Raw genomic sequence first — 23,077 nt, 5'->3', positions numbered from 1 at the left:
GCCTCGATTATTCGCCGCGCGCTTTCTTGACGATGCTCATGAACTCCTTCGCCCGCTCGGGGTCGACCGAATTCCAGGTATTACCGTCGACCTTGAGCGAGGAGCCGACGATGCAGCCATCGGCGATCTTGAGGATATCTGCGACCGTAGCATGGCGGACGCCGGTGTTGGCGAGAACCGGAGTGTCCGGGAGCTTCGCCTTGACCGCCTCGAGATCCGACATCTCGGCAGCCTCGCCGGTGATCGCGCCCGAAACCAGGACCGCGTCGGGAATCGAGGAGAACACGGCCGAACGTGCCCTGTCGGGCAGGCTGCGCCTGTCCATGGAATCGGCGAACTCGGCCGAGACGTTGTAGAGCATCACCAGATCGTCTCGGTGCAGCGCGTTGCGGTAGCGCAGCGCCTTGCCGGCATCGGGGGTCCACGGCCCCATGTCGGAAGCGTAGGTGCCGGTGAAGATTTCGCGCACGAAGGAGGCGCCGGTCGCGGCTGCGAGCGCCACCGTGCTCATCGGGTCCCACAGCACGTTGACGCCGAACGGCTTGCGGATTTCGGGACGCAGGCGGCCGATGATGTAGGCCATCGTGGCCGTCGAGGCGATATCGACGTTGAGCTCGTACGGACGGTCGTTCTCGTTGCCGAACATCACCGCATCGACGTCCGCGTCCTGCAGGTATTGCAGGTCGCGACGCGCGGCCTCCACCATGCCTTCGACGCCGGCTTCGGCATCATAGAGCGGTGTGCCGGGCATCGGATTGAGGTGCACCATGGCGATGATCGGCTTCTTCTTGCCGAACAACTTCTCGAACTTGGTCATTTCCTGCCTTTCTTCATGGGCGGCGCGCTTGGGGTCACACCAGCCGGATATCCCTGATTTTTTGACGATAGGGTCCGATCATCGGCTCGGCGCCGCGATCGGTGACGAAAAGATCGACCTCATCGAGCGGGCAGACGTCGGCAAAGCTGCGCGCTCCGAGCTTGCTGTGGTCGGCCACGAGGACGCAGCGCGATGCCCGGGAGAGCACGACACGCTTCACTTCGGCCTCGTCGAAGGTCGAATTGGTGATCCCCGCCTCGTCGATCGCGTCGGCCGCCATGAAGGCGACGTCGGCCCTGATCGACTGCAGGGCGGAGGTCGCCCACGCGCCGACGATGCTGAAATAGCCGTTGCGCACGTGGCCGCCGACGAGGTGGACCTCGGTCGCCCCGCTTGCGGCGGCCTCGGCCACCTTGAGATCGATCGTCACTATCGTCACAGGGCGGCCGGCTATCGCGCGCGCTATCGCCAGCGTCGTGGTGCCGGAATCGAGAATGGCGACCTTGCCGTCAGGCAGCTCCTCGGCGGCGGCGATGCCTATGCGCTGCTTGAGGTTCTGGTGCTGGCGCAGCTTCTCCAGGAACAGCGGCTCCGTCGAGCCATCGTTCCTTCCGCGCAGCACGACGCCGCCATGGGTACGGGAAACGAGACCGGCATGTTCCAGCACGTCGAGATCGCGTCGCGCGGTGGCAAGCGAAACGTCAAACAGCGTCGCCAGCTCCGCGGTCGCGACGCGGCCGCGCTCGGCGATCAGATCGATCATCTGCTGATGCCGCTCCTGCGGAAATCTTACGCGCACCACGCTCACCTGGGGATCCGTCCCTCTCCTCATGGTGATGATTGTTTATGATCGTTTTGGCATAGTCAACGGCAAACGATCATTATCGATCACGTTTTGCGTCAACTATGCACAGCTTTGGAAAGGCCACTCCATGAGCCATCCAGTCAGGTTTCCATGAATTCATACCAGAGGTTGAGCAGGTTTTTTCCCGACTTCATCGAAGTGGTGGTAGGCTCGCAGCCGGTTTCGCAAGTCGAGGCTCTGGAATTTCGAAGATAAATCAAGCATTATGCCCCGGCATCTCCGAAAAAGCCTTCTGTGCGCCACGGAAATGCCTGGAGGAACTGGGTCATGGCCATTGCGGTTGTACTGGTTCTGGTAGTTGTCGGCTCGGTGGTGTTCCACCTCCTGAGCCCTTGGTGGTGGACGCCCATCGCGTCGAACTGGGGCTATATCGACAACACCCTCGTCATTACCTTCTGGATTACCGGTATCGTCTTTGCCGCCGTCGTGCTGTTCATGGCCTATTGCGTCTTTCGCTTTCGGCACAAGGAAGGCTCGAAGGCGGCCTACGAGCCGGAAAACAGGAAACTGGAATCCTGGCTCACCGTCATCACCGCGATCGGCGTCGCGGCCATGCTGGCGCCGGGGCTCTATGTGTGGAGCCAGTTCATCTCGGTACCGGACGACGCCACCGAGGTCGAGGTGATCGCGCAGCAATGGCAGTGGAGCTACCGCCTGCCGGGCGAGGACGGCCGATTAGGAAAATCCGACAACCGCCTGGTCAGCCTTGAAAATCCGCTCGGCATAGATCCAGAGGATCCGAACGGCCAGGACGACGTGGTCGTCGAGGCCGCCGACCTGCATCTTCCCATCGACAAGCCTGTGAAGATGTTGCTGCGCTCGATCGACGTGCTGCACGATTTCTACGTGCCCGAGTTCCGCGCCAAGATGGACATGGTGCCGGGCTCGGTCACCTACTTCTGGTTCACGCCGACGCGGACGGGAACCTTCGAGGTGCTTTGCGCCGAGCTTTGCGGGGTCGGTCACGCCTTCATGCGCGGCATCGTCATGGTCGACAACGAGGAAGACTATCTCGCCTGGCTGGCGGAACAGTCGACCTTCGCCCAGCTTTCGGAGGCCCAGCAGGTCGGGACGCTCGAGGAGGAGCGGCCGTGAGCGGGGAGGCGAAAGCGTAGGTGCCGGGCCGGCGGGACTTCCCGACCGGCGCAACGAGGGAGGTGAATGGATGGTCGATGTCACACCCGGAAGTCGCGACGCGGTCCCGCCCGCCGAAGTCCCCGACGTCGAGCTTTATCACCCGCATAGCTGGTGGACGACCTATGTCTTCTCGCAGGACGCCAAGGTCATCGCCATCCAGTATGCCGGCACGGCCATGGCGATCGGTTTCGTCGCGCTGGTGCTCTCCTGGCTGATGCGTCTCCAGCTCGGATTTCCGGGCACGTTCGATTTCATCACGCCCGAGGCCTACTACCAGTTCATCACCATGCACGGGATGATCATGGTGGTCTATCTGCTGACGGCGCTGTTCCTCGGCGGCTTCGGCAACTACCTGATCCCGCTGATGGTCGGCGCCAGGGACATGGTCTTTCCCTACGCCAACATGCTCAGCTACTGGATCTACCTGCTGGCGGTGCTGGTCCTCGTCGCGAGCTTCTTCGCGCCCGGAGGTCCGACCGGAGCCGGGTGGACGCTCTACCCGCCCCAGGCCATCCTTTCCGGCACGCCGGGCGGCCAGGACTGGGGCATCCTCCTGATGCTCTTTTCGCTCATCCTGTTCATCATCGGCTTCACCATGGGCGGGCTGAACTACGTCGTCACCGTGCTGCAGGCGCGCGCGCGCGGCATGACGCTGATGCGGCTGCCACTCACCGTATGGGGCATCTTCACTGCGACGGTGATGGCGCTACTGGCCTTCCCCGCCCTCTTCGTCGCCTGCGTGATGATGCTCTTCGACCGGCTGCTGGGCACAAGCTTCTTCATGCCCGCGCTGGTCGAGATGGGCGAGCAGCTCTCCTATGGCGGCGGCAGCCCGATCCTCTTCCAGCATCTGTTCTGGTTCTTCGGCCACCCGGAAGTCTACATCGTCGCCCTGCCCGCCTTCGGCATCGTGTCCGACCTCATCAGCACGCATGCGCGCAAGAACATCTTCGGCTACCGGATGATGGTGTGGGCGATCGTCGCGATCGGCGCCCTCTCCTTCATCGTCTGGGCGCACCACATGTATGTCAGCGGCATGCATCCCTATTTCGGCTTCTTCTTCGCCACCACGACGCTGATCATAGCGGTGCCGACGGCGATCAAGGTCTACAATTGGGTGCTGACGCTGTGGCGCGGCGACATCCACCTGTCGCTGCCGATGCTGTTCGCGCTCGCCTTCATCGTCACCTTCGTCAATGGCGGCCTCACCGGTCTCTTCCTCGGCAACGTCGTGGTCGACGTGCCGCTGTCGGACACGATGTTCGTGGTCGCGCATTTCCACATGGTCATGGGCGTGGCCCCGATCATGGTGATCTTCGGCGCGATCTATCACTGGTACCCGAAGATAACCGGCCGCATGCTCAACGACGCAATGGGCCATTTCCATTTCTGGGTCACCTTCATCGGCGCCTACGCGATCTTCTTCCCCATGCACTATGTCGGTCTCGTGGGCGTGCCAAGGCGCTATCCCGAGCTCGGCGAGACGGCGTTCATCCCGGATTCCGTCCACGACCTCAACGCCTTCATCACGGTGGCCGCGCTGATCGTCGGCTTCGCCCAAATGGTGTTCCTGTTCAACCTGTTCTGGAGCTTGCGCTACGGCAAGGAGGCCGGCGGCAACCCCTGGCGGGCGACGACGCTGGAATGGCAGACGCCGCAGACGCCGCCGGCGCACGGCAATTGGGGCAAGGAATTGCCGGTCGTCTATCGCTGGGCCTATGACTACAGCGTGCCGGGCGCGCCACAGGACTTCATCGCCCAGAACGATCCGGGTCCTCCGAACCTGCCGAGGCACGCATGAGCGTCATCCTCGTCTTCCTGCTGGTGATCGCGGGCATTGCCGGCTGGTGGCTCTCCCAGCAGCGGCTGATGTCGAAGCCCTGGCTCGAGCACGGCCCGGACGTGGCGTTCGCGCAAGAGGACGTCACCGGCATGCCGACCGCGAAGATCGGCCTCGGCGTCTTCCTCGCCGTCGTCGGCGCGCTTTTCGCGCTGTTTGCGAGTGCCTATTTCATGCGCATGGAGCTGTCGGACTGGCAGGCGCCCCCGGTGCCGCGGCTATTGTGGCTCAATACCGGCATCCTCTTCCTCAGCAGCGTGGCGCTGCATTGCGCGGTGTTGGCGTCGCGTAACGACGAGATCAGGACGACGAGGCTCGCGCTGATCACCGGAGGGCTGACCGCGCTTGCCTTTCTCGCCGGGCAGTTGCTTGCCTGGAGGGAGCTGGCCGCTGCCGGCTATTTCGTCGATTCGAACCCGGCCAACGGCTTCTTCTATCTGCTGACCGGCATGCACGGGCTGCACATTCTGGGCGGCCTGGTCGCTCTCGCGCTGACGACCTACAGGACCTGGACCAAGCCGCTGGACGGACGGTTGAAGCTCGGCGTCGAGCTTTGCGCCATGTATTGGCATTTTTTGCTGTTCATCTGGGTTGCCGTCCTCGTCCTTTTGGCCGGCTGGGCAAGCGACTTCATCGACATCTGCCGCCAATTGCTGAGCTGAAGGATCGAGCGAATGGCCGAAACGCTAACCAGCAATGGAACGACGCATCAGCGGCCCGACGGCCTGCGCGGCATCGCCGCCGACTGGTCGTCGGACCAGCGCGCCTTCAAGAACGTCTCCTGGGGGAAGGCCATGATGTGGGTCTTCCTCCTGAGCGACACCTTCATCTTCGGCTGCTTCCTCCTGGCCTACATGACGGCGCGGATGTCGACGACCGTGCCGTGGCCGAATGCAAGCGAGGTGTTCGGGCTCCATGTCGGCGATGTCAGCGTGCCTCTCCTTCTGATCGCGATCATGACCTTCGTGCTCATCTCCAGCAGCGGCACCATGGCGATGGCCGTGAACTTCGCCTACAGGCGCAACCGCCGCATGACCGTGCTGATGATCCTGCTGACCGCGCTGATGGGGGCGACCTTCGTCGGCATGCAGGCCTTCGAATGGTCGAAGCTGATCTCCGAGGGCGTACGTCCGTGGGAAAACCCCTGGGGCGCGGCGCAGTTCGGGTCGAGCTTCTTCATGATCACCGGCTTCCACGGCACGCATGTGACGTTCGGAGTGATCTTCCTGCTGATCGTGGCCCGCAAGGTCTGGCGCGGAGACTACGACCGCGGCACGCGCGGCTTCTTCACCAGCCGACGCGGCGATTACGAGCATGTCGAAATCATGGGGCTCTACTGGCACTTCGTCGACCTGGTCTGGGTCTTCATCTTCGCGTTCTTCTATCTCTGGTGAGAGGACGACATGGCAGAGGCATCCGCACGCGAGCACGATACTCTGATTTCGGACACCGCCGATGCGGCGGAGCATGCCGAAGGGCAGCATCACCCGATCAGGATTTATCTCATCGTCTGGGCATGGCTGTTCATTCTCAGCGCATGTTCCTATCTCGTCGATTACATCGGTCTTCAGGGCTACCTGCGATGGAGCCTGATCCTGCTCTTCATGGTGCTGAAGGCGGGGCTGATCGTCGCCATCTTCATGCACATGGTGTGGGAGCGATGGGCGCTGTCCTGGGCGATATTGCTGCCGCCGATCGCCGTGCTCGTCTTCGTCGCCATCATGGCGGTCGAGGCAGACCACACGGCGATTACCCGGATGAACTTCTTCGCCGGAGGCGGCTAGACCGAGGCGCCGGCCTCCACGGAAGGATATTCGTCAAGCCTCGCCCGTTGCCTTCGCCGCCTCGGCAATGATGCCCGCCGCCGCGTCGAGCGCGCCGTTTCCGTGGGGAATGCCGAGCGCCTGCATGCCGGCCTCCATGGTCGCCAGCGTTCCGAGCGTCATATGCGCGTTCACATGGCCCATATGAGCGACGCGCAGAAAGTCGTCGTAGGTCGGTTCCGTCGGCTGTGCCATGCCGAGACCGATGCCGAGGGTGACGCCGGCATATTCCTCGAGCCAGGCCCGCAACCGGGTTGCCCCGCCGTCGCCGATGCGCGCTGCGGTGACCGCATGCGAGCGCATTTGCGGGTCGCGGACGTTGAGCGCGATATTGCCGGCCCCGCCCCACACGTCGAACGCCGCCCACACCGCTTGCGCCAGCACCTTGTGGCGCGCCCAGACCCGTTCCAGCCCCTCATCGAGGATCATCGTCAGGGATTCGCGCAATCCATAGAGATGGTGCGTCGGCGCGGTGCCGCCGAAATGGCGGTAGAACTCCGTCGCCGAGGCGCGCGGCTTCCAGTCCCAATAGGGCGTGACGAGGTTCGACGAGCGCGAGGCCTCCAGCGCCTTTTGCGAGAACCAGACGAAGCCGAGACCCGGCGGCACCATCAGGCCTTTCTGGCTGGCCGAAATCATGACATCGACACCACATTCGTCGAAATGGAAGGGATCGCAGCCGAGCGAGGCGATAGCGTCGACGGCGAGCAGCGCCGGGTGGCCGACGGCATCGAGCGCTGCGCGAACCGCCGCCACGTCGTTGCGGACGGTGGAGGCCGTGTCGACATGGGTCATCAGCACGGCCCGGATTTCATGTCGGCGGTCACCTTCCAGCGCCTCCGCGATCCGGTTCGCGTCGAGCGCGGTGCTCCTGCCGAAATCGACGACATCGACCGCGATGCCCATCTGGCGGGCGCTCTCGGCCCAGCCATGGCCGAAATGCCCCGTTGCCGCGACGAGCGCTCGGTCGCCGCGCGAGAACATGTTCGCATTGGCCGCTTCCCATGCACCGTGCCCGTTCGACATGTAGATGGCGACGTGGCCGGAGGAATTCGCGACGCGACACAGGTCGGCGATGATCCCCCGCGTCATCTCGACGAGCTCGCCCTGGTAGATGTTGGGTGCCGCGCGATGCATTGCGGCCAGCACGCGGTCCGGCATGACGGAGGGCCCGGGAATGGCAAGATAGCGTCTTCCGTTTGCAAAGCTCATGCGGCGTTTTTCCCTCTATACGGCAATGCGGTCACGGCATGCGCTCGAACCGGCCGCCTCCCTGGCGGGCTGCGGTACAGCGCGACGAGGAGGCAAGCCGCCAGGCAAACCGTGTGATGCCTTTGCGATGCACGATATCGGCGAAAATTGCGATATGCTCGACGCAGCGCCGACTTCCGACTGGACCACGCCTTGCGCCGCTTCGTGAAGCGATGCCCTTTTCTTTTGTCCAGATTTGGACTATATCTGGATAAAGACAAGGAGACCCTGTCATGGGACCGGCACTCAAGCCTCGTGAAATCTTTGAGGAAGCGCCGCGGCGGCTCGACCGTTCCAGGTTCGCGCCGGCCAATCGCCGCCGGTTGAGCGCACCCGCGCTCAGGACTTTCCTGACGATCGCGGATTTGTGGGGCCTCAACGAGGAGGAACGCCGGCTGATCCTCGGCTATCCCTCGCGCTCGACCTATCACAATTGGGCAAAGCTGGCGCGCGAGCATCAGGATTTCACGCTCGACGTCGACGTGCTGACGCGCATCTCCGTGGTTCTCGGCATTCATCAGGCGCTGGGCGTGCTCTACCCGAGCGAGCGCGAGGCGATCGCCTGGCTGCGCGGCCCGCACGAGGGAACGATATTCGGCGGCAAGCCGCCGCTCGCGCTGATAACCAGCGGCTCTCAGGATGGTCTGGTGATGGTCCGCCGCTTCCTCGACGCGGCGAGAGGCGGACAATATATGGAGCCGAACGCGGCGGACGCCGGGTTCCAGCCCTATGGCGAAGCGGATATCGTCTTCAGGTGACGTTTCCCCTCGCGCCGGCACCGCAGCCGACACACCGCCTCATCCCGTCCCGGTTTCCGCCAATCGGCCTGTTCGACACGGTCGCCACCGCGGCCGATCTGGCGGCCGTAATGGAGCTTGCCGGCTGGACCAACGATCGCCTCGTCGCCGAGCGCGTCGATCGCCTGCCGCGGAGCGAGTGGGTCTATGGTCGCGCCAACGCCAGCGTCGTGATGGCGGCCTTCCTTCACGTTTCGCCGACGGGCATGCGCTTCAACACCGGCGATCTCGGCGCCTGGTACGCCGCCGTGGATGTCAGGACCTCGGCGGCCGAGGTCGGCCATCATCTGCGCCGCGAAGCGGTCGCCCGGCACCTGCCGGAACTGTCGCGCACCTACCGCGCCTATTCGGCGCGGATCGGCGGGGAACATGTCGACATCCGCGGACAGCAAGCAGCCCACCCCGAGTTCTATCTGTCGGACAGCTACGCCGCCTCGCAATCCTTCGGAGAAGGCGTGAGGACGTCGGGACGGGCCGGCATCCTCTACGACAGCGTCAGGCTGCGCGGCGGCATCAACGTCGCCACGTTTCGCCCCTCGCTCGTTCTCGACGTCCTGCAGACAGACCATTTCGAGATTTCGGTCGCAGCGAGGGGAAGGAGCATCGAGGTCAGGAAGCTCGGTTCCGCGACCTAAACCTCGCCTTCCGCCGCGGCCTCGAGCCCGGCAATGTCGAACTTGACCATCTTCAGCATCGCTTCCGTCACACGCTTCGCCTTTGCCGGATCGGGGTCGCTCATCAGTTCACCGAGCCGTTTCGGCGTGATCTGCCAACTCAGCCCCCAGCGGTCGCGCAGCCAGCCGCATTGCTCGACCGAACCCCCTTCCTTCAGCGCGTCCCAAAGTTGGTCGATCTGCTCCTGGTCGTCGCATTCCACGATGATCGAAAAACTGTGATTGAACGGATCGAGCGGTCCGGCCTCGATCGCCATATAACGCTGGTCGCCGATCGTGAATTCCGCCAGCTTGACGCTGCCTGAGGGTCCGCTCGGCGTTTCCGCCGGGATAGTCGAGGTCCATTCCAGCTTCGAGCCGGGAATGAGCGAGGTGTAGAGGCTGATCGCCGCCTCCATATCCTTTTCGAACCAGAGATGCTGTTTGACTTTCATGATCATGCGTCCTCACTGCCTGCGTGGCCCAACGAAGCCGACCATCGCTCCTTCAGGGTCGGCAACCACGATTATGAAGGCGCCGCCGGGCACCTCGGCGGGACCGTAGTGGATTGCCCCGCCCTTCTCCGCGACCGCCTTCACCGCGGCATCGATGTCGTCCACGCCGAAATAGAACGTCCAGGCCGGTGGCGCGGCCTCGTCCATGCGGTTCATCACCGCGCCGATCATCTCGCCATTGCGGTTGATGAATCGGTATTCGCCCGCGCCGTCCATCGGCATGGCGTCGCCTTTTTCCCAGTTGAAGCGGTCAATATAGAAGGAAAGGGCGGCGTTCTGGTCGCTGGTGGCGAGCTCGTTCCAGTTGCAATGACCGCTCTCCATTGGCGCAAACACCGTGCTCGTCCCTTCCATCGAACCGCGCATGATCTGGAATACGGCGCCCTGTGGATCGGCCAGCACCGCGAAGCGCCCGACACCCGGAATGTCCGTCGGCGGAAGGTGCTGCGTACCACCGGCCTCGACGACGGCAGCGGCCGTCGCATCGACGTCGTCCACGCCGATATAGCCGAGCCACCCCGGTCGCACGCCTTTCGCCGCCATCTCCGGCGTGATGGGCAACAGCCCCGCCACATCCGCGTCGCTGGCGGCCAGTATCCGATAGCCGCCAGCCGACTCGTCGAAGGCACGCGCCTTCCAGCCTACCACCGCGCCATAAAAATCGGCTGCCGCGACCGCGTCGGACGTCATCAATTCGTACCAGATGAATTCGCCATGTTGATTGCCCATTGCCTCCTCCTCAGGCATCGAGGATAGGTGCGAAACCGCCGAAGATCATGCGTCTGCCGTCGAACGGCATCTGGCCGCCCATCTCCTTCATGCGCGGGTCGGACATGATCTTTTCGTTCGCGGCGTCGCGGGCTTCCTTCGAAGGATATTCGACCCAGGAAAAGACCACGACCTCTCCGTCTTCCGCATTCACCGCGCGGCGGAAGTCGGTGACCTTGCCCTCGGGCACGTCGTCTCCCCAACATTCGACCACACGGGTCGCGCCGAACTCCTTGAACAGCGGTGCAGCCTCGGCGGCGTGCTTGCGATAGGCGTCCTTGTTGGCTACCGGAACGGCCGCGACAAACCCTTCTACATATTTCATTGGTATCTCCCTTGGACGTTGTGGACAGCCCCAAACCCTAACTAGGTTGATATCAACATATTTGCACGATGTCAAAGTCCGGAACTTCACAAAACGCATCCGAAATGTCGGCTCCTGACAAAATCGGGCGGATTGCCACAACGACAACCCCCGTTTACTTCTGCCGGTAAATTTTTTCAGAAAAGCCGGATCGTTTCATGGCAGAACATCGCACCGACATTGCGATCATAGGCGCGGGCATCGTCGGTCTGTCAACGGCGCTGGAACTTGTCGAGCGCGGCCGTTCGGTCGTCGTGATCGACCCGGATGACGCGCTCGCGCGCGCATCCTACGGCAATGCCGGCGTGATCAGCAGAGGCTCCATCTTTCCGGTCGCCGGACCGGGCCTGCTGGCCAAGCTGCCGCGCTATGCGATGGGGCGCGACATCGCCGTGCGCATTCGCCTCACCTCCTTTCCCGATTTCGCCGCCTGGCTGCCCCGCTTCCTGGCCGCCGCGAACGAGCCTGCGTGGCGGCGCGCCGCGTCGGCGCTCAACCCGTTGGTCGCCGAAAGCTACAGCCGGCACATGGCGCTCGCCGAGCGCGTCGGCGCGCGCCACATGATCAAGCGCAATGGCTATCTGCGGCTTTATCGCGACCAACGGGGTGCCGCCGCCGCCAAGCTGGAACGCTCGGTACTCGCCGAGCACGGGGTGCGCGTCGAGGAGCTCGACGCCGGAGCCATAATCGATCTCGAGCCGCATCTGCGCCCCCGTTTCACGAGCGGCCTTTTCTTTGCGGATTCCGGATCGGTTGAAAGCCCCGGCACGCTGGTCGAAGCCTATGCCGACCATCTGCGGGCGCGCGGCACGGCTTTCGTAAAAGCTGCCGCCCGCTCCATCGAACAGGGCGGCGACGCGGTAACGGTACGGGCCGGAGACGAGACCATCGTCGCGCAAAAGGTCGTCCTTTCCGCAGGCACCAGGTCGGCGGGCCTGGCCCGTGCGCTCGGCTGCCGCATCCCGCTGGCGGCGGAGCGCGGCTATCATCTCCATTTGCGCCCGGCAGGCAACGCGCTCCTCAACCGGCCGGTCTTCGATGCCGCCGGCGGCTATGTGATGTCTCCGATGGGCGAACTGGTCCGGGTGCTGAGCGGGGTCGAACTCGCCCGGCCCGACGACCCGCGCGACGAGCGCCAAATCCGCGCCGTCGTCGCGGATGCTCAGCGCAGCCTTCCCCTAGCGGATACTCCCGGGGAGAAGATCTGGATGGGCAGCCGGCCCTCGACGCCCGACGGCCTGCCGGTCATCGGCCATCCCCGTGGCAACAGCCGCCTGTTCTTTGCCTTCGGGCACGGCCATATCGGCTTCTCCAATGGCCCGATCACCGGGCTGGTGGCGGCACAGATGCTATCGGGCGAAACGCCGGCAATCCCAATGGCACCTTTCTCGCCTTCGCGGTTCGGCATTTAAGGGAAGCGAGAACGGCTCCGTCGCCGACTGGGGCGCCCGCATGCAAAGAATCGTGATCCGCCGAGGGATCAATTCTTTTTCTCATGCAGGGTGCTCGTGCTATTCTCCTGCGCCTCAATAGTGTCTCGTGCGGAGGCTGCTATGAAGCACCAAGATCCTCGTATTATCGTATCCAATGCACAGGCGGTTGCGTCCGTGGATGCGCCCGCGGAGATGACGCGCAGCGAGCGTCTGGAACGGTGGGCCAGCCTGCTTGACCGCCATGACGAGCCGATCAACGCGCTGCGCCGGATCGAATACATGTCCGCCTATGAACGCCGGGCACTGCGCGGCGACCAGACCCCGCTTTCGGTGGCTTTCGCCGATCCGGTCCTTCGTGAGGAGGGTCTGGAGAGCGACCGTCTCGGCGACGTGATGGATTTCTTCCAGCTCACCGACGCGGACGCGCATCGCCTGCTTTGCGACTGCCACTACCATGGAGCGATGACCGGCGAAGGCCTTGCCAAACGCCTGCGCCACCACATCGCGCGCAGCGAGCGGCCGAGCCTGTGGAGTCGCGTACAGGATTTCGTGGCTGGACGCCTGCTGCACGCGTAGCAAGCACCGGGACTAGGCAGCCGGCTGGATTGCGGCGGATGAAACCGCCGCAAGCGCCAGCATGCGCACGAATCCAATAAGTTAGCGAGGATTCTTCCAAGTCCGCTCAAGCACCGACAACCAGTTGTCGAAGCAGATATTTTGGATCTCCTTCGCCGAGTATCCGTGCTCGCGCATGGCGACGACCAGGTTCGGGAGTCCGGCCGCGTCGCCGATTTCGCGAGGGATCGCCGCGCCGTCGAAATCTGAACCGAGCCCGACATGATCGATGCCGAGCTGCTCGACCAGATGGTCGACATGGCGCAGCATCATCTCCAACGGCGTGTCCGTGGTCATCCGCCCGTCGGGACGAAGGAAGGCTGTCGCATAGTTGACGCCGACGAGACCGCCGCTCTCGCGGATCGCCGCGAGTTGCCGATCGGTCAGGTTGCGGGCATGCGGGGTGACGGCGTGGGCGTTGGAGTGGGAGGCCACGAGCGGCGCATCGCTGATCTCGGCCACATCCCAGAAACCGGCCTCGGTGATGTGCGACAGGTCGATCATGACGCCGAGCCCGTTGCAGCGGCGGACCAGCTCCTTGCCGAGATCGGTGAGGCCGGGGCCGGTGTCCGGCGTCGACGGAAAGCGGAAAGGCACGCCGTGACCGAAGATATTCGACCGGCTCCAGACGGGGCCGAGCGAGCGCAGGCCTGCCTGGTACAGCACCTCCAGATTGTCGAACCTCGCGTCGATCGCCTCCGCTCCCTCGATGTGAAGGACGGCCGCCAGCGCACCGGCTTCGACCGCGGAGGCGATGTCGGCGGTATCGCGGCATATCTTCACCCGCCCCTCGGAGCTCCGCTCGATCCGGAAGAGGATCGACGCCATGGCGAGGGTTTCGGCCAAGGCCCTTTCGGACCCGAAACCCGCCGGCAGCGGCACGTCGTATCGAGGCTGTTGCATCATGGCTTCGACATCGGCGCTCCTGCCCTCCGGGGAACGCACGAAGATCGCGAAAAGACCGCCGACCAGCCCTCCCTCCCGCGCGCGCGGGAGGTCGATGTGGCCGGCGCCGTCACCTTCCAGGAAGGCCTTCACCGGATCCTCGCCCTGCTTGAGATGCAGGCGAAGCAGGGTGTCGTTATGTCCGTCGAATATCTGTATGCGGTCGGTCATGTTCGCTCCGGAATGCGGGGGATCGATGCGCGTGCCTGAAAGAGGCATATGTCAGGTAGCAGAGGATTGGCGGCGCGCCAACGCCAAGTGCTGAATCGCGCCCGCCGGCTGCTCCGCCTTCCCCCTACTCCCTGCCCCCTGCTCCGTCAGGAGAATTTTCCCTGCGGGGCCTCCCGTGCAACAATTCATTTCTCGCCTTGGATGAATGCGCTGCTCGACTATAAGCTCGAACATGGCGGGCATCCTCCACCGCCGGCTTTCCGGAGCACGAGACCCCATGATTGAAAGACCAGTTTCCCGACGCGCATTGCTCCAGAGTTCCGCATTCCTGATGGCCTCCACCGCCATGCCCTCGCTGCTCATGGCACAGGAAGCCGCGAATGGGGGACGGCTGATCGTGGCCTCCGATTCCGAACCCAGGAACCTGAACCCGGCGATCGTCGCCTCCAACGGCGTCTTCTTCATTTCCAGCAAGGTGATAGAGCCGCTGGCCGAAGCGTCGTTCGAGGGTGAGAACGGCCTCGAACCTCGCCTTGCGATATCGTGGGAAGGTTCAGACGACGGCCTTTCGGCGACGTTCAAGCTGCGCGAGGGCGTCACCTGGCACGACGGCACGCCCTTCACTTCGGCGGATGTCGCATTCTCCGCGCTCGAGGTCTGGAAACCGCTCCAGAATCTCGGCCGGCTTGTTTTCGAAAATCTCGAGGCGGTGGAGACGCCGGACGACCACACCGCCATCTTCAAATTCTCCAAGCCGACCCCGTTCCAGCTCATCCGAAACGCGCTGCCGGTCGTCTCCAGCGTCGTGGCCAGGCATGTCTTCGAGGGCGAGGCCGACATCGCGGCGAGCCCCGCCAACAACCGGCTCGTCGGCACGGGTCCGTTCAAATTCACCGAGCACCGGCCCGGCGAATATTACCGGCTGGAGCGCAACGAGGACTATTGGGCCGAGGGCTTGCCGAAGGTGGATGAAATCATCTTCCGTGTATTGCCCGACAGGGCAGCGGCGGCCGGCGCGCTGGAGGCCGACGAAATACAGCTCGCAGCCTTCAGCCAGGTGCCGCTGACCGACCTGGAGCGCATCTCGAAGGTCGAGGGCATCAAGGTCTATTCCAAAGGTTATGAGGGACTCACCTATCAACTTGCCGTCGACGTCAACCACCGCCGCAAGGAGCTTGCGGATCGCAAGGTGAGGCAGGCGATCGCGCATGCGATCGACAAGGACTTCGTCGTCAAGACGATCTTCCTGGGCTATGCCGCGCCTTCGACCGGCATCATCCCGAAGAACGCGCCGGAATTCTATACCGCCGACGTGCCGACCTACGATTTCGACCTCGACAAGGCCAACGCCCTGCTCGACGAGGCCGGCTATGCCAAGGACGCGAACGGCATCCGCTTCAAGCTGCGGCTGCTGCCGGCGCCTTATTTCACCGAAACACGTCAGTTCGGCGATTATCTGCGCCAGGCCCTCTCCTCGGTCGGCATCGACGCCACGGTGGTCAACAATGATTCCGCCGCCCACCAGAAAGCGGTCTATACGGATCACGATTTCGACCTCGCGGTCGCGCCGACCGTTTATCGAAACGACCCCGCTATCTCCACCACCATCCTGGTGAAGAGCGGCACACCCGCCGGCGTGCCCTTCTCCAACCAGGGCGGCTACGTCAACCCGCGGATCGACCAGCTCATCGAAAAGGCCAACGAAACCATGGACGTGGCCGAGCGTACTGAACTGTTCAAGGAATTCCAGCGGCTCGTCGCCGAGGACTTGCCATTGATCAACGTCGCCGAATGGGGCTTCATCACCGTTGCCCGCGACGATGTGCGGAACGTCTCCAACAATCCTCGCTGGGCGGTTTCCAATTGGGCGGATATCGCGTTGACGCCATGATAGAACTGTCGGGCCAACCGACGGATACCCGCTTCGCATGCAACGCGCCTTTCACCTGCTTAGACGCCGCCTGATCAGCAGCATTCCGGTGCTGTTGATCGTCATCGTCGGCACGTTCCTGCTGCTCGAGGCCGCACCCGGCGATGCCGTGGACGCCTATGTGCTTTCGATCGGCGGCGGCGATCCGGCGCTGGTTCAGTCGCTGCGCGCCAGCTACGGGCTCGACCAGTCGCTCGGCGCGCGGCTTTGGCTCTACCTAACCTCTCTCGCCCGGCTCGATCTCGGCTGGTCGGTGACGTTCGGCCGTCCGATTCTCGACGTCATACTGGAGAGGCTGCCCAACACCATCTGGCTGATGGGAAGCGCGCTCGCGCTGTCCTTCGGCCTCGGCTCGATCCTCGGCATCGTGGCCGGCGCGCGGCCGGGAAGCATGAGCGACCGGGTGTTGTCGGTCGGCTCGCTGGCGCTTTACGCCGTTCCGAGCTTCTGGCTCGGGCTGGTGCTCAGCATCGTCTTCGCAGTGCAGTTGCGCTGGCTGCCGACCTCCGGAATCGAGACCATCGCCTCCGGCAAGCAAGGATTCGAGCGCGCGCTCGACATCGCACGGCACCTGATCCTGCCGGTCGGCGCGCTCGGCTTCATCTATCTCGCGCTCTTCCTGCGCATGATGCGGGCGGGGATGGCGCAGGCGTGGCGGCAGGACTTCGCCCTCGCCCAGCGCGCGAAGGGCCTGAGCCGGCGCCGCATCGTGCTGCGCCACATTGCCCGCAACGCGCTACTGCCGCTCGTCACGATGCTCGGCCTGCAGGCGGCCTCCATGCTCGGCGGCAGCGTGGTGATCGAAAGCGTCTTCGCCATTCCCGGCTTCGGTCGCCTCGCGCAGGAGGCGGTGGCCGGTCGCGACGCGCCGCTGCTGATCGGCATCATCATCGTCAGCGCCCTGCTGGTGATCCTGGTCAACCTGCTGGTCGACATCGCCTATGCACTGCTTGACCCGCGCGTCGGCGCTTCGGGAGCGACGACATGACGGTGCTGAAGCGGCTGCTTCGCACCCCGGAAGGGCTCGCCGGCACGATCATGCTCTGCCTGCTGGCACTGGCGGCGCTCCTCGCGCCCATCATCTTCCCGAGCGACCCGCTTTCAATCGCCGGGCCGGCCCTGCTGCCGCCCTTCACCGACGCCGCCTTCCCACTCGGCACCGACCGCCTCGGCCGCGACGTGCTCGCCGGTCTCGTCCACGGCGCCCGCGCCTCGCTTGCCGTCGGCATCGCCGCGGCGGCGGTCGCCGTCATCGTCGGGGCGCTGGTCGGAACGATCGCCGGCTTCGCCGGCGGGCTCGTGGACGAAGCCCTGATGCGCATCGTCGATGCCTTCCAGATCGTGCCGAGCTTCCTGCTGGCGCTCGCCTTCGTCAGCGTCACCGGTGCATCGCTGACGGTGGTGATCATCGCGATCGCGCTCGGCGCGTGGACCGGGCCGGCAAGGCTCGCCCGCGCCGAGGTGCTGTCGATCCGCGAGCGCGACTATGTCGCGGCCGCCCGTGTCATCGGCATGCATCCCCTCGAAATCGCCCTCAGGCAGGTCTTGCCGCATGCCTTGCCGCCCGTGCTCGCCCTGAGCTCGGTGATCGTCGCCTCGGCCGTTCTCATCGAGGCCGCGCTTTCCTTTCTCGGGCTCGGCGACCCGAACATCGTCACCTGGGGCTCGATGATCGCGGAAGGGCGCAATGTGCTGCGTTCCGCGCCTTTCCTCTCCATCATTCCGGGCTTCGGCCTGGTGGTCACCGTTCTCGGCGTCTACCTGTTTTCCGAAGGCCTCTCGGACGCAATCTCGGCAAGAAAGACGACAAATTGAGCGCCGTTCTCGCCGAAATCGAAAATCTTTCGGTCGCCTATCGCACCGAAAACGGCCGCACCGCCGCGCTTTCGCAGGTCGATCTGGCGATTGAGGCGGGAAAACGGCTTGCCGTCATCGGCGAAAGCGGCTCGGGCAAGAGCACGCTGGCGCTCGCCATCACCGACCTGTTGCCGAACGACGCGCTCGTCGAGGGAGAGATAGCCTGGCCCGGCCTTCCTCACCTTCCGGCTCCTGGCCGCGACATCGGCTTCGTCTTCCAGGACCCCGGCGCGAGCCTCGATCCGGTGCTGAGCATCGGCGAACAGATCGCCGAGGTGGCAAAGAATCATCTCGGGTTTGGTTGGAGGGAGGCGTACATACATGCGTGCGATCTGCTCGAACGTGTGCGCATCCCCCAGCCGGAAGCAGCTTTGCGGGCCTATCCGCACCAGCTCTCCGGAGGTCAAAGACAGCGCGTGGCGATTGCCGTCGCGATCGCCGCGCAGCCGAAGCTTCTCATTGCCGACGAGCCGACCAGCGCGCTCGACACGATCGTGCAGCGCGAAATCGTCTCGCTGCTCGACCGGCTGGTGAGCGAAAGCGGCATGGCGCTGCTCTTCATCACCCATGATATCGCGCTAGCCTCTGGCTTCGCCGATGCGGTGGCCGTCTTCCATGAATCGAGGCTGGTCGAGGCGGGCGCGGCCGACGAGGTGCTTTCGCGCCCGAGCCGAGCTTACACAAGACTGCTGATCGACAGCCATATCGACCTGGCCACGCCGCCGCTGATAGAAGGCGCGCAGGCATGAGCACGCTCTTGCTCAAGGTCGACGGCTTGAGGAAGGCCTATTCGGGCGCCAGGGCCACGGTGGCGATCGAGGACGTGTCGTTAACGCTTGCGGCGGGCGAGACGCTGGGGCTCGTGGGCCCGTCCGGAAGCGGCAAGTCGACGCTTGCCCGCGTATTGCTTCGCCTCATCGAGCCCGATGGCGGTCGGGTGGAATTCGCCGGCGTCGATCTCCTCGCGCTGCGCGGCGCGCCGTTGCGCAGGATGCGAAAACGCATTCAGATGGTGTTCCAGGATCCGCTCGCCGCCTTCAACCCGCGCGCCACGGTATTCGATGCGCTGGCCGATCCGTTGCGCATCCACGGCATTGGGGATCGCCCCGGGCGCCCGGCCGCGATCATGGGGCTGCTGGAGCGGGTCGGGCTTCCCGCCGAACTCATGCATCGCTCCATCAATGCGATTTCCGGTGGACAGCGTCAACGCGTGGCCATCGCCCGCGCCATCGCCACGCGTCCCGATATGATCGTCCTCGACGAGGCGGTTTCGGCGCTCGACGTGACCGTTCGCGGACAGATCCTCGACCTGCTCGTCGAATTGCAGCGAGCGGAGGGACTGAGCTATCTCTTCATTTCGCACGATCTCGCCGTGATCCGCGCCGTTTCCCACCGTATCGCGATCATGGACCATGGTCGGATCGTCGAGGAGGGCCCCGCGAGCGCGGTGACGGCCCGCCCGCGCTCCGAAACCGGCCGGGAGCTCGTCGCAGCCGTGCCGCGCTTCAATCCGCAAGGCAAAGCGAATGACTGATCCCAAGAGACCCGATCTGCTCGATCTCCCGGCTTATCCTCCCCCGGGATACGCCATTCTTGCCGACCGCATCGCCGCGCTTCTGCGTACGCGCAATCCCGTGCTTCTTGTCCAGGGAGAAGCGATCGTGGCGCTGGAAGCGGTCGCCACCAGCCTTGGCAATCCGGAAATCCGCGCACTCAACGTCGTCACCAGCCCTTATGGAAGATTGTTCGGCGACTGGCTGCGGCGCGCTGGCGCCGAAACCGTCGACCTCGTCGCCGAACCCGGCCAGCCGGTGACCGTCGAAGCCTTCACCGAGGCGCTGGAAAACCGGCCGCGGACCAATCTCGTCGCTCTGGTGCACGCCGAATCCGCAACCGGAATCCTCAATCCTTTGCCGGAGATTGTCCGGCTTGCCAACTCGCGAGGCGCGCTCATCGTGCTCGACGCCGTAGCCTCCGTCGGCGGGCACGATCTCGACGTCGACGATCTCGGCATAGATGTCGCCGTCATCGGTCCGCAAAAGGCGCTCGGCGGGTCGTCCGGGCTTTCCGCTGTCGCAGTGAGCGCACGGGCACTCGAAATCGTCGATCGCTTGGACGCACCAACCTCTTCCGTGCTGTCGCTCGCCGACCTCAAGCGGAACTGGCTGGACACCGGCCGCGGCGTGCCGCCCGGAATGCCGTCGGCGCTGGAGTTTTATGCGATGGAAGCGGCACTCGACAGGATCGAGGCGGAAGGCCTCGAGGCGGCGATAGCCCGCCACGCGCTCACCGGCGCAGCGACGCGGGCGGGCTTGCGCGCGCTCGGTCTGCGGCTCTGGGCACCGGGTGGCGCCGCTTCCAATCTCGTCACCACCGCCCTCCTCCCTGAAGGCTGCGACGCGGAGGAGATGCTGCGCGACCCCGCCGTCGTCGCGGCGAACATAGACGGAGGTGTCGGCGCGAATTCTGAAAATCTCGTCCGCCTCAATCACACGGGGTCGCGGGCGCGGCGGGAGATCGTCCTTGAGAATGTGCTTGCGCTGGGTGATGCCCTTCAAAGACGCGGCCGGCCGGTCGATCTCGATGCCGCCGAGCGAGCGATCTCGGAATGCTATACCGGCGCTGCCGGAGATGATTCACGCTCCTGACGTGTAAAACACAGTCTCCACGGCAACCACTGGGTTCGCGAAACGGCATTTTCTTCATCCGGCCTTAATTTTTTGCCGCGAAAGACAAATTTTCGGCGATTTTCAGAGTAAACAAGCGCCGCAGGACTATGAGTAAGAAACCGTTTCACAAACCCGTTGTCATACAGCCCGGCCGGATCGACAGAGATCGGGTCGTGATATCCACGCGCGACGCCGCGCAGATACTTCTGCGCGAATGGCCGATGGAAAGCGAAAAGCGCGTCAAGGCCATGAAAGCCTGCCTCGACGTCATAAAGGGCAACAAGCCGCCGAGCCATGCGCGCAATGCGTTCATCGCGGCGGCGAAGGACGCGCATATACTTCTCTACCCTCCGCTGAACAAATAAGATCGGTTTTCAGGCAGAAGCGCAGTGAATTCCGGGCAGATCCTTACATCACCTGCCGGGATCAGTCGAAAGCACATCTTGTTTACCGCCGCCTCGTCCCAAAAGTGATATTGAAACTTCAGCGCCGGGTCCCACATTCATGGGACTTGCCAGCTTGGTGTCTTGGCGAGGCGAAGGGTTACACCGATGGACGCAGCACAGTTCCGCTTGCCGGTCCGCATCATCATCCGCGACGGCGAGCCGGTCACCGAATTCTATAGCGCCGCGCAGGCACTGGATTTTCTGCTCGCCTGGCCGCATCAGGACGGGCCGATCTACGAGCGCGCGATGTCGGCCTGCTTCGCCGCGACGGTCGATGCGGAATCCGAGGAGGAAGCCCGCAAGGCTTTCATGAGCTTCGCCCGCGTATGCGGCCTGCTGTCCAAGGACATGATGTACGACCCGCTCCATTGGGAAGGCGAGACAACGCACATCCACGGATGAGGGGTCCTATCCGGCGGCCGTATCTTCGCCTGGCCGTGCCGCGATCGAACGCAAGGTCCGAACGAAATCCGCGGCCGCCTCATCGAGCCCGCCCGCATTCTCTATCTTGCGGTAAGTCCAGCCGCCGGCCGGCACTCCCTGCTCGATAGCGCGGGCCACGCGACGCGCGACCTCCTCGCGCGTTTCGCGACCGCGCGAAAGCAGGCGCTCCATCAGCACATGGCCGGGCGCCGTCACCTCGACGACGTGAAGCGCGGGAAAGCCGGCGGCGATTTCATCCAGCGCCTTGCGCGAGACGTTGGCGATGACGACCCTGCCCGAGGCATAGTCGTCCAGCAGCGACGCCGGCAGGCCATAGGAAAGGCCATGTGCCTGCCAGGAGACGCAGAACCGTCCCGCTTCCGCGGCTGCCTGAAACCCCTTCGCGTCGAGACAGTCGTGATCCTCCAGATCCGGATCGGCCTCACGCGTCACGATCCGGCGCGCGAAGACGAAGCGGTCGTCTTCGGCAAGCCGCTCGCGGGCGACCGCAATAAGGCTGTCCTTGCCCGCCCCGCTCGGCCCAACGACCGCGATGAAAGTCGGGCGCGCGCTGCTCTCGATCGGCACCGCCAGATCACGGTCGACGAATGCCATCAGGCGACGCGCTCGCCCGTGCGCCACACCGATCGGACGATCGGCGGCATTTCCGGCGCGGCGCGGACACGCACCAGATCGGCGCGCTTTTTCGGCGCGATCTCGCCGCGGTCGACAAGCCCGCTCACCTCGGCCGGATGCTTCGTCACCAGCCGGACCGCCGCCGGCAGGCCTGCCTCCTCCCTTTCCGCCAGCACGAATACCGCCTGCATGAGGCTGAACGGTACGTAGTCCGACGACAGAACATCGAGATGGCCGGAGCGGTGGAGATCGAGCGCCGAGATGTTGCCCGAATGGGAGCCGCCGCGCACGACGTTGGGGGCGCCCATCAGGACCTTCATGCCGGCGGCCGCGGATGCGCCCGCGGCTTCCGCGGTCGTGGGGAATTCGGCGAGCGCCGTGCCAAGTTCCAACGCCTCCCGTACGTGTTCCGTGGTGGCGTCGTCATGCGAGGCGAGCGTGATGCCGGCCTGCCTGCACCGCTCGGCAATGACCGGGCGGTTGCGTGGCGCATTCTCCTGCGACTGGCGCATGCGCCTCTCGCAGAATGCGTCGAACTCGCTGTCGGAAAGCTTCATCTTGCCCTGATAATAGGTGCGGTAGGTCTCCATGCTGATGAACTGCCGCTGGCCCGGCGCGTGGTCCATGAGCGAGGCCAGGCGCAGGCGCTGGTTTCCCTGCATCAACTCGAAGCCTTCGAGCACGTCCGCCGCCGAAACCTCGCAGCGCAAATGGATATAGTGATCGGCGCGCAGCCGGCGCTCATCCACGGCAACCGCAATCGTGTCGGCCATTTCGCGCATGTCGGCTGCGGTGATGTTGGCGTCCTCGTCCATGCCGACGCGCAGCGCGTCGAAGACGGTCGTGATGCCGGACGCGGCAACCTGGGCGTCGTGCGCCTGCACGGAGGCCATCTTGTTCCAACGCACCTTCGGCCGGGGCATGAAATGCCCTTCGAGATGGTCGGTGTGCAGCTCGACGAGCCCCGGCAGGAGATAGTCGCCGCCAAGATCCTCGCCGGCTCCGCCCCTCCCCTCGCCGATCTCCGCGATTGCACCGTCGCGCACGACGAGATGACCTTCAAGCACACGGTCCGCCAGCACTATCTTTGCGTTGTTCAGGACGATTTCACTGGTCATCGGG

At 64.3% G+C, this 23,077-nt stretch carries 26 protein-coding genes; 17 read left to right on the top strand and 9 right to left on the bottom strand.

The annotated features are described in order from the left end of the window. Window positions 1-7 precede the first annotated feature (7 nt). Window positions 8-817 (bottom strand): BtpA/SgcQ family protein, encoded by an 810-nt coding sequence (locus tag XW59_RS22410; RefSeq protein WP_047147935.1) that lies wholly within the window; start codon window positions 815-817, stop codon window positions 8-10. A gap of 34 nt (window positions 818-851) precedes the next feature. Further along, window positions 852-1,625, bottom strand: a complete 774-nt coding sequence (locus XW59_RS22405) for a DeoR/GlpR family DNA-binding transcription regulator (RefSeq protein WP_170990199.1) — start codon at window positions 1,623-1,625, stop codon at window positions 852-854. A 324-nt stretch (window positions 1,626-1,949) separates the two neighbouring features. Between XW59_RS22405 and coxB the strand changes: the two genes are divergently transcribed. The 5 genes from coxB (at window position 1,950) to XW59_RS22380 (ending at window position 6,443) form a co-directional block, all read left to right on the top strand. Beyond that, on the top strand, window positions 1,950-2,777 hold the full coding sequence (coxB, locus tag XW59_RS22400) for a cytochrome c oxidase subunit II (RefSeq protein ID WP_047147937.1): 828 nt from the start codon (window positions 1,950-1,952) through the stop codon (window positions 2,775-2,777). 70 nt (window positions 2,778-2,847) lie between these two features. After that, the gene (gene ctaD / locus XW59_RS22395) at window positions 2,848-4,620 is read left to right on the top strand and encodes a cytochrome c oxidase subunit I (RefSeq protein WP_047147938.1); all 1,773 of its coding nucleotides are present in this window, start codon (window positions 2,848-2,850) and stop codon (window positions 4,618-4,620) included. Next, complete coding sequence (locus XW59_RS22390; protein WP_047147939.1) at window positions 4,617-5,321, top strand: cytochrome c oxidase subunit 3; 705 nt, start codon at window positions 4,617-4,619, stop codon at window positions 5,319-5,321. The genes ctaD and XW59_RS22390 overlap by 4 nt, the downstream gene beginning before the upstream one ends. Before the next feature lie 12 nt (window positions 5,322-5,333). Further along, complete coding sequence (locus XW59_RS22385; protein ID WP_047147940.1) at window positions 5,334-6,053, top strand: heme-copper oxidase subunit III family protein; 720 nt, start codon at window positions 5,334-5,336, stop codon at window positions 6,051-6,053. Window positions 6,054-6,062: 9 nt separating this feature from the next. After that, window positions 6,063-6,443: a cytochrome C oxidase subunit IV family protein gene (locus XW59_RS22380; protein WP_047147941.1), complete on the top strand. Its 381-nt coding sequence runs from the start codon at window positions 6,063-6,065 to the stop codon at window positions 6,441-6,443. A 33-nt stretch (window positions 6,444-6,476) separates the two neighbouring features. On the opposite strand, the gene XW59_RS22375 is transcribed toward XW59_RS22380, so the two are convergent. Further along, window positions 6,477-7,694 (bottom strand): aminotransferase class V-fold PLP-dependent enzyme, encoded by a 1,218-nt coding sequence (locus XW59_RS22375; RefSeq protein WP_047147942.1) that lies wholly within the window; start codon window positions 7,692-7,694, stop codon window positions 6,477-6,479. A 272-nt stretch (window positions 7,695-7,966) separates the two neighbouring features. Between XW59_RS22375 and XW59_RS22370 the strand changes: the two genes are divergently transcribed. Both XW59_RS22370 and XW59_RS22365 read left to right on the top strand, forming a co-directional pair. Further along, a complete protein-coding gene (locus tag XW59_RS22370) occupies window positions 7,967-8,491 on the top strand; it encodes an MbcA/ParS/Xre antitoxin family protein (RefSeq protein ID WP_047147943.1) in 525 nt (174 codons plus the stop codon). Beyond that, on the top strand, window positions 8,488-9,165 hold the full coding sequence (locus tag XW59_RS22365) for an RES family NAD+ phosphorylase (RefSeq protein ID WP_047147944.1): 678 nt from the start codon (window positions 8,488-8,490) through the stop codon (window positions 9,163-9,165). The genes XW59_RS22370 and XW59_RS22365 overlap by 4 nt, the downstream gene beginning before the upstream one ends. Here the strand turns inward: XW59_RS22365 and XW59_RS22360 are convergent. Genes XW59_RS22360 through XW59_RS22350 form a run of 3 tightly spaced genes read right to left on the bottom strand, consistent with a single transcriptional unit; the run spans window position 9,162 to window position 10,791 of the window. After that, entirely contained in the window at window positions 9,162-9,641 is a 480-nt protein-coding gene (locus XW59_RS22360; RefSeq protein ID WP_206077738.1) for a VOC family protein, read from the bottom strand. The two genes, XW59_RS22365 and XW59_RS22360, sit on opposite strands and share 4 nt — an antisense overlap. A gap of 9 nt (window positions 9,642-9,650) precedes the next feature. After that, the gene (locus XW59_RS22355; RefSeq protein ID WP_047147945.1) at window positions 9,651-10,427 is read right to left on the bottom strand and encodes a VOC family protein; all 777 of its coding nucleotides are present in this window, start codon (window positions 10,425-10,427) and stop codon (window positions 9,651-9,653) included. Window positions 10,428-10,437: 10 nt separating this feature from the next. After that, a complete protein-coding gene (locus XW59_RS22350) occupies window positions 10,438-10,791 on the bottom strand; it encodes a DUF1428 family protein (protein WP_047147946.1) in 354 nt (117 codons plus the stop codon). A 197-nt stretch (window positions 10,792-10,988) separates the two neighbouring features. On the opposite strand from XW59_RS22350, the gene XW59_RS22345 reads away from it, so the two are divergent. Together XW59_RS22345 and XW59_RS22340 are read left to right on the top strand one after the other, a co-directional pair. Then, window positions 10,989-12,242, top strand: a complete 1,254-nt coding sequence (locus XW59_RS22345; protein ID WP_047147947.1) for an FAD-binding oxidoreductase — start codon at window positions 10,989-10,991, stop codon at window positions 12,240-12,242. Between the two features lie 141 nt (window positions 12,243-12,383). After that, on the top strand, window positions 12,384-12,839 hold the full coding sequence (locus XW59_RS22340) for a hypothetical protein (protein WP_137327078.1): 456 nt from the start codon (window positions 12,384-12,386) through the stop codon (window positions 12,837-12,839). A gap of 81 nt (window positions 12,840-12,920) precedes the next feature. Here XW59_RS22340 and XW59_RS22335 read toward each other — a convergent pair whose 3' ends face one another. After that, window positions 12,921-13,994 carry a dipeptidase gene (locus tag XW59_RS22335; protein WP_047148055.1) on the bottom strand — a complete coding sequence of 358 codons (1,074 nt, stop codon included), beginning with the start codon at window positions 13,992-13,994 and terminating at the stop codon, window positions 12,921-12,923. 277 nt (window positions 13,995-14,271) lie between these two features. Between XW59_RS22335 and XW59_RS22330 the strand changes: the two genes are divergently transcribed. The 8 genes from XW59_RS22330 (at window position 14,272) to XW59_RS22295 (ending at window position 21,298) form a co-directional block, all read left to right on the top strand. After that, complete coding sequence (locus XW59_RS22330) at window positions 14,272-15,885, top strand: ABC transporter substrate-binding protein (protein ID WP_137327077.1); 1,614 nt, start codon at window positions 14,272-14,274, stop codon at window positions 15,883-15,885. Window positions 15,886-15,922: 37 nt separating this feature from the next. Beyond that, on the top strand, window positions 15,923-16,912 hold the full coding sequence (locus XW59_RS22325) for an ABC transporter permease (RefSeq protein ID WP_047147949.1): 990 nt from the start codon (window positions 15,923-15,925) through the stop codon (window positions 16,910-16,912). Further along, window positions 16,909-17,739: an ABC transporter permease gene (locus XW59_RS22320; protein WP_047147950.1), complete on the top strand. Its 831-nt coding sequence runs from the start codon at window positions 16,909-16,911 to the stop codon at window positions 17,737-17,739. The genes XW59_RS22325 and XW59_RS22320 overlap by 4 nt, the downstream gene beginning before the upstream one ends. Then, entirely contained in the window at window positions 17,736-18,530 is a 795-nt protein-coding gene (locus XW59_RS22315) for an ABC transporter ATP-binding protein (RefSeq protein WP_137327076.1), read from the top strand. The genes XW59_RS22320 and XW59_RS22315 overlap by 4 nt, the downstream gene beginning before the upstream one ends. Beyond that, window positions 18,527-19,315, top strand: coding sequence for an ATP-binding cassette domain-containing protein (locus XW59_RS22310; RefSeq protein ID WP_047147952.1), 789 nt, complete (start codon window positions 18,527-18,529; stop codon window positions 19,313-19,315). The genes XW59_RS22315 and XW59_RS22310 overlap by 4 nt, the downstream gene beginning before the upstream one ends. Further along, window positions 19,308-20,429 (top strand): aminotransferase class V-fold PLP-dependent enzyme, encoded by a 1,122-nt coding sequence (locus XW59_RS22305; protein ID WP_047147953.1) that lies wholly within the window; start codon window positions 19,308-19,310, stop codon window positions 20,427-20,429. Before XW59_RS22310 ends, XW59_RS22305 begins: the two co-directional genes overlap by 8 nt. Window positions 20,430-20,557: 128 nt before the next feature. Beyond that, a complete protein-coding gene (locus tag XW59_RS22300) occupies window positions 20,558-20,815 on the top strand; it encodes a DUF982 domain-containing protein (protein ID WP_047147954.1) in 258 nt (85 codons plus the stop codon). Between the two features lie 186 nt (window positions 20,816-21,001). Further along, window positions 21,002-21,298, top strand: coding sequence for a DUF982 domain-containing protein (locus tag XW59_RS22295; RefSeq protein WP_047147955.1), 297 nt, complete (start codon window positions 21,002-21,004; stop codon window positions 21,296-21,298). A 6-nt stretch (window positions 21,299-21,304) separates the two neighbouring features. Here XW59_RS22295 and phnN read toward each other — a convergent pair whose 3' ends face one another. Continuing rightward, window positions 21,305-21,934: a phosphonate metabolism protein/1,5-bisphosphokinase (PRPP-forming) PhnN gene (gene phnN, locus XW59_RS22290; protein ID WP_047147956.1), complete on the bottom strand. Its 630-nt coding sequence runs from the start codon at window positions 21,932-21,934 to the stop codon at window positions 21,305-21,307. Next, entirely contained in the window at window positions 21,934-23,073 is a 1,140-nt protein-coding gene (locus XW59_RS22285; protein WP_047147957.1) for an alpha-D-ribose 1-methylphosphonate 5-triphosphate diphosphatase, read from the bottom strand. Before XW59_RS22285 ends, phnN begins: the two co-directional genes overlap by 1 nt. Between the last annotated feature and the right edge of the window lie 4 nt (window positions 23,074-23,077).

The sequence above is a fragment of the Aquamicrobium sp. LC103 genome, from assembly GCF_001014615.2.
In the GTDB taxonomy this organism is placed as follows: domain Bacteria; phylum Pseudomonadota; class Alphaproteobacteria; order Rhizobiales; family Rhizobiaceae; genus LBCQ02.
The sequence above is the reverse complement of the archived record's forward strand: the minus strand, read 5'-3'. Positions and strand labels throughout refer to the sequence as shown.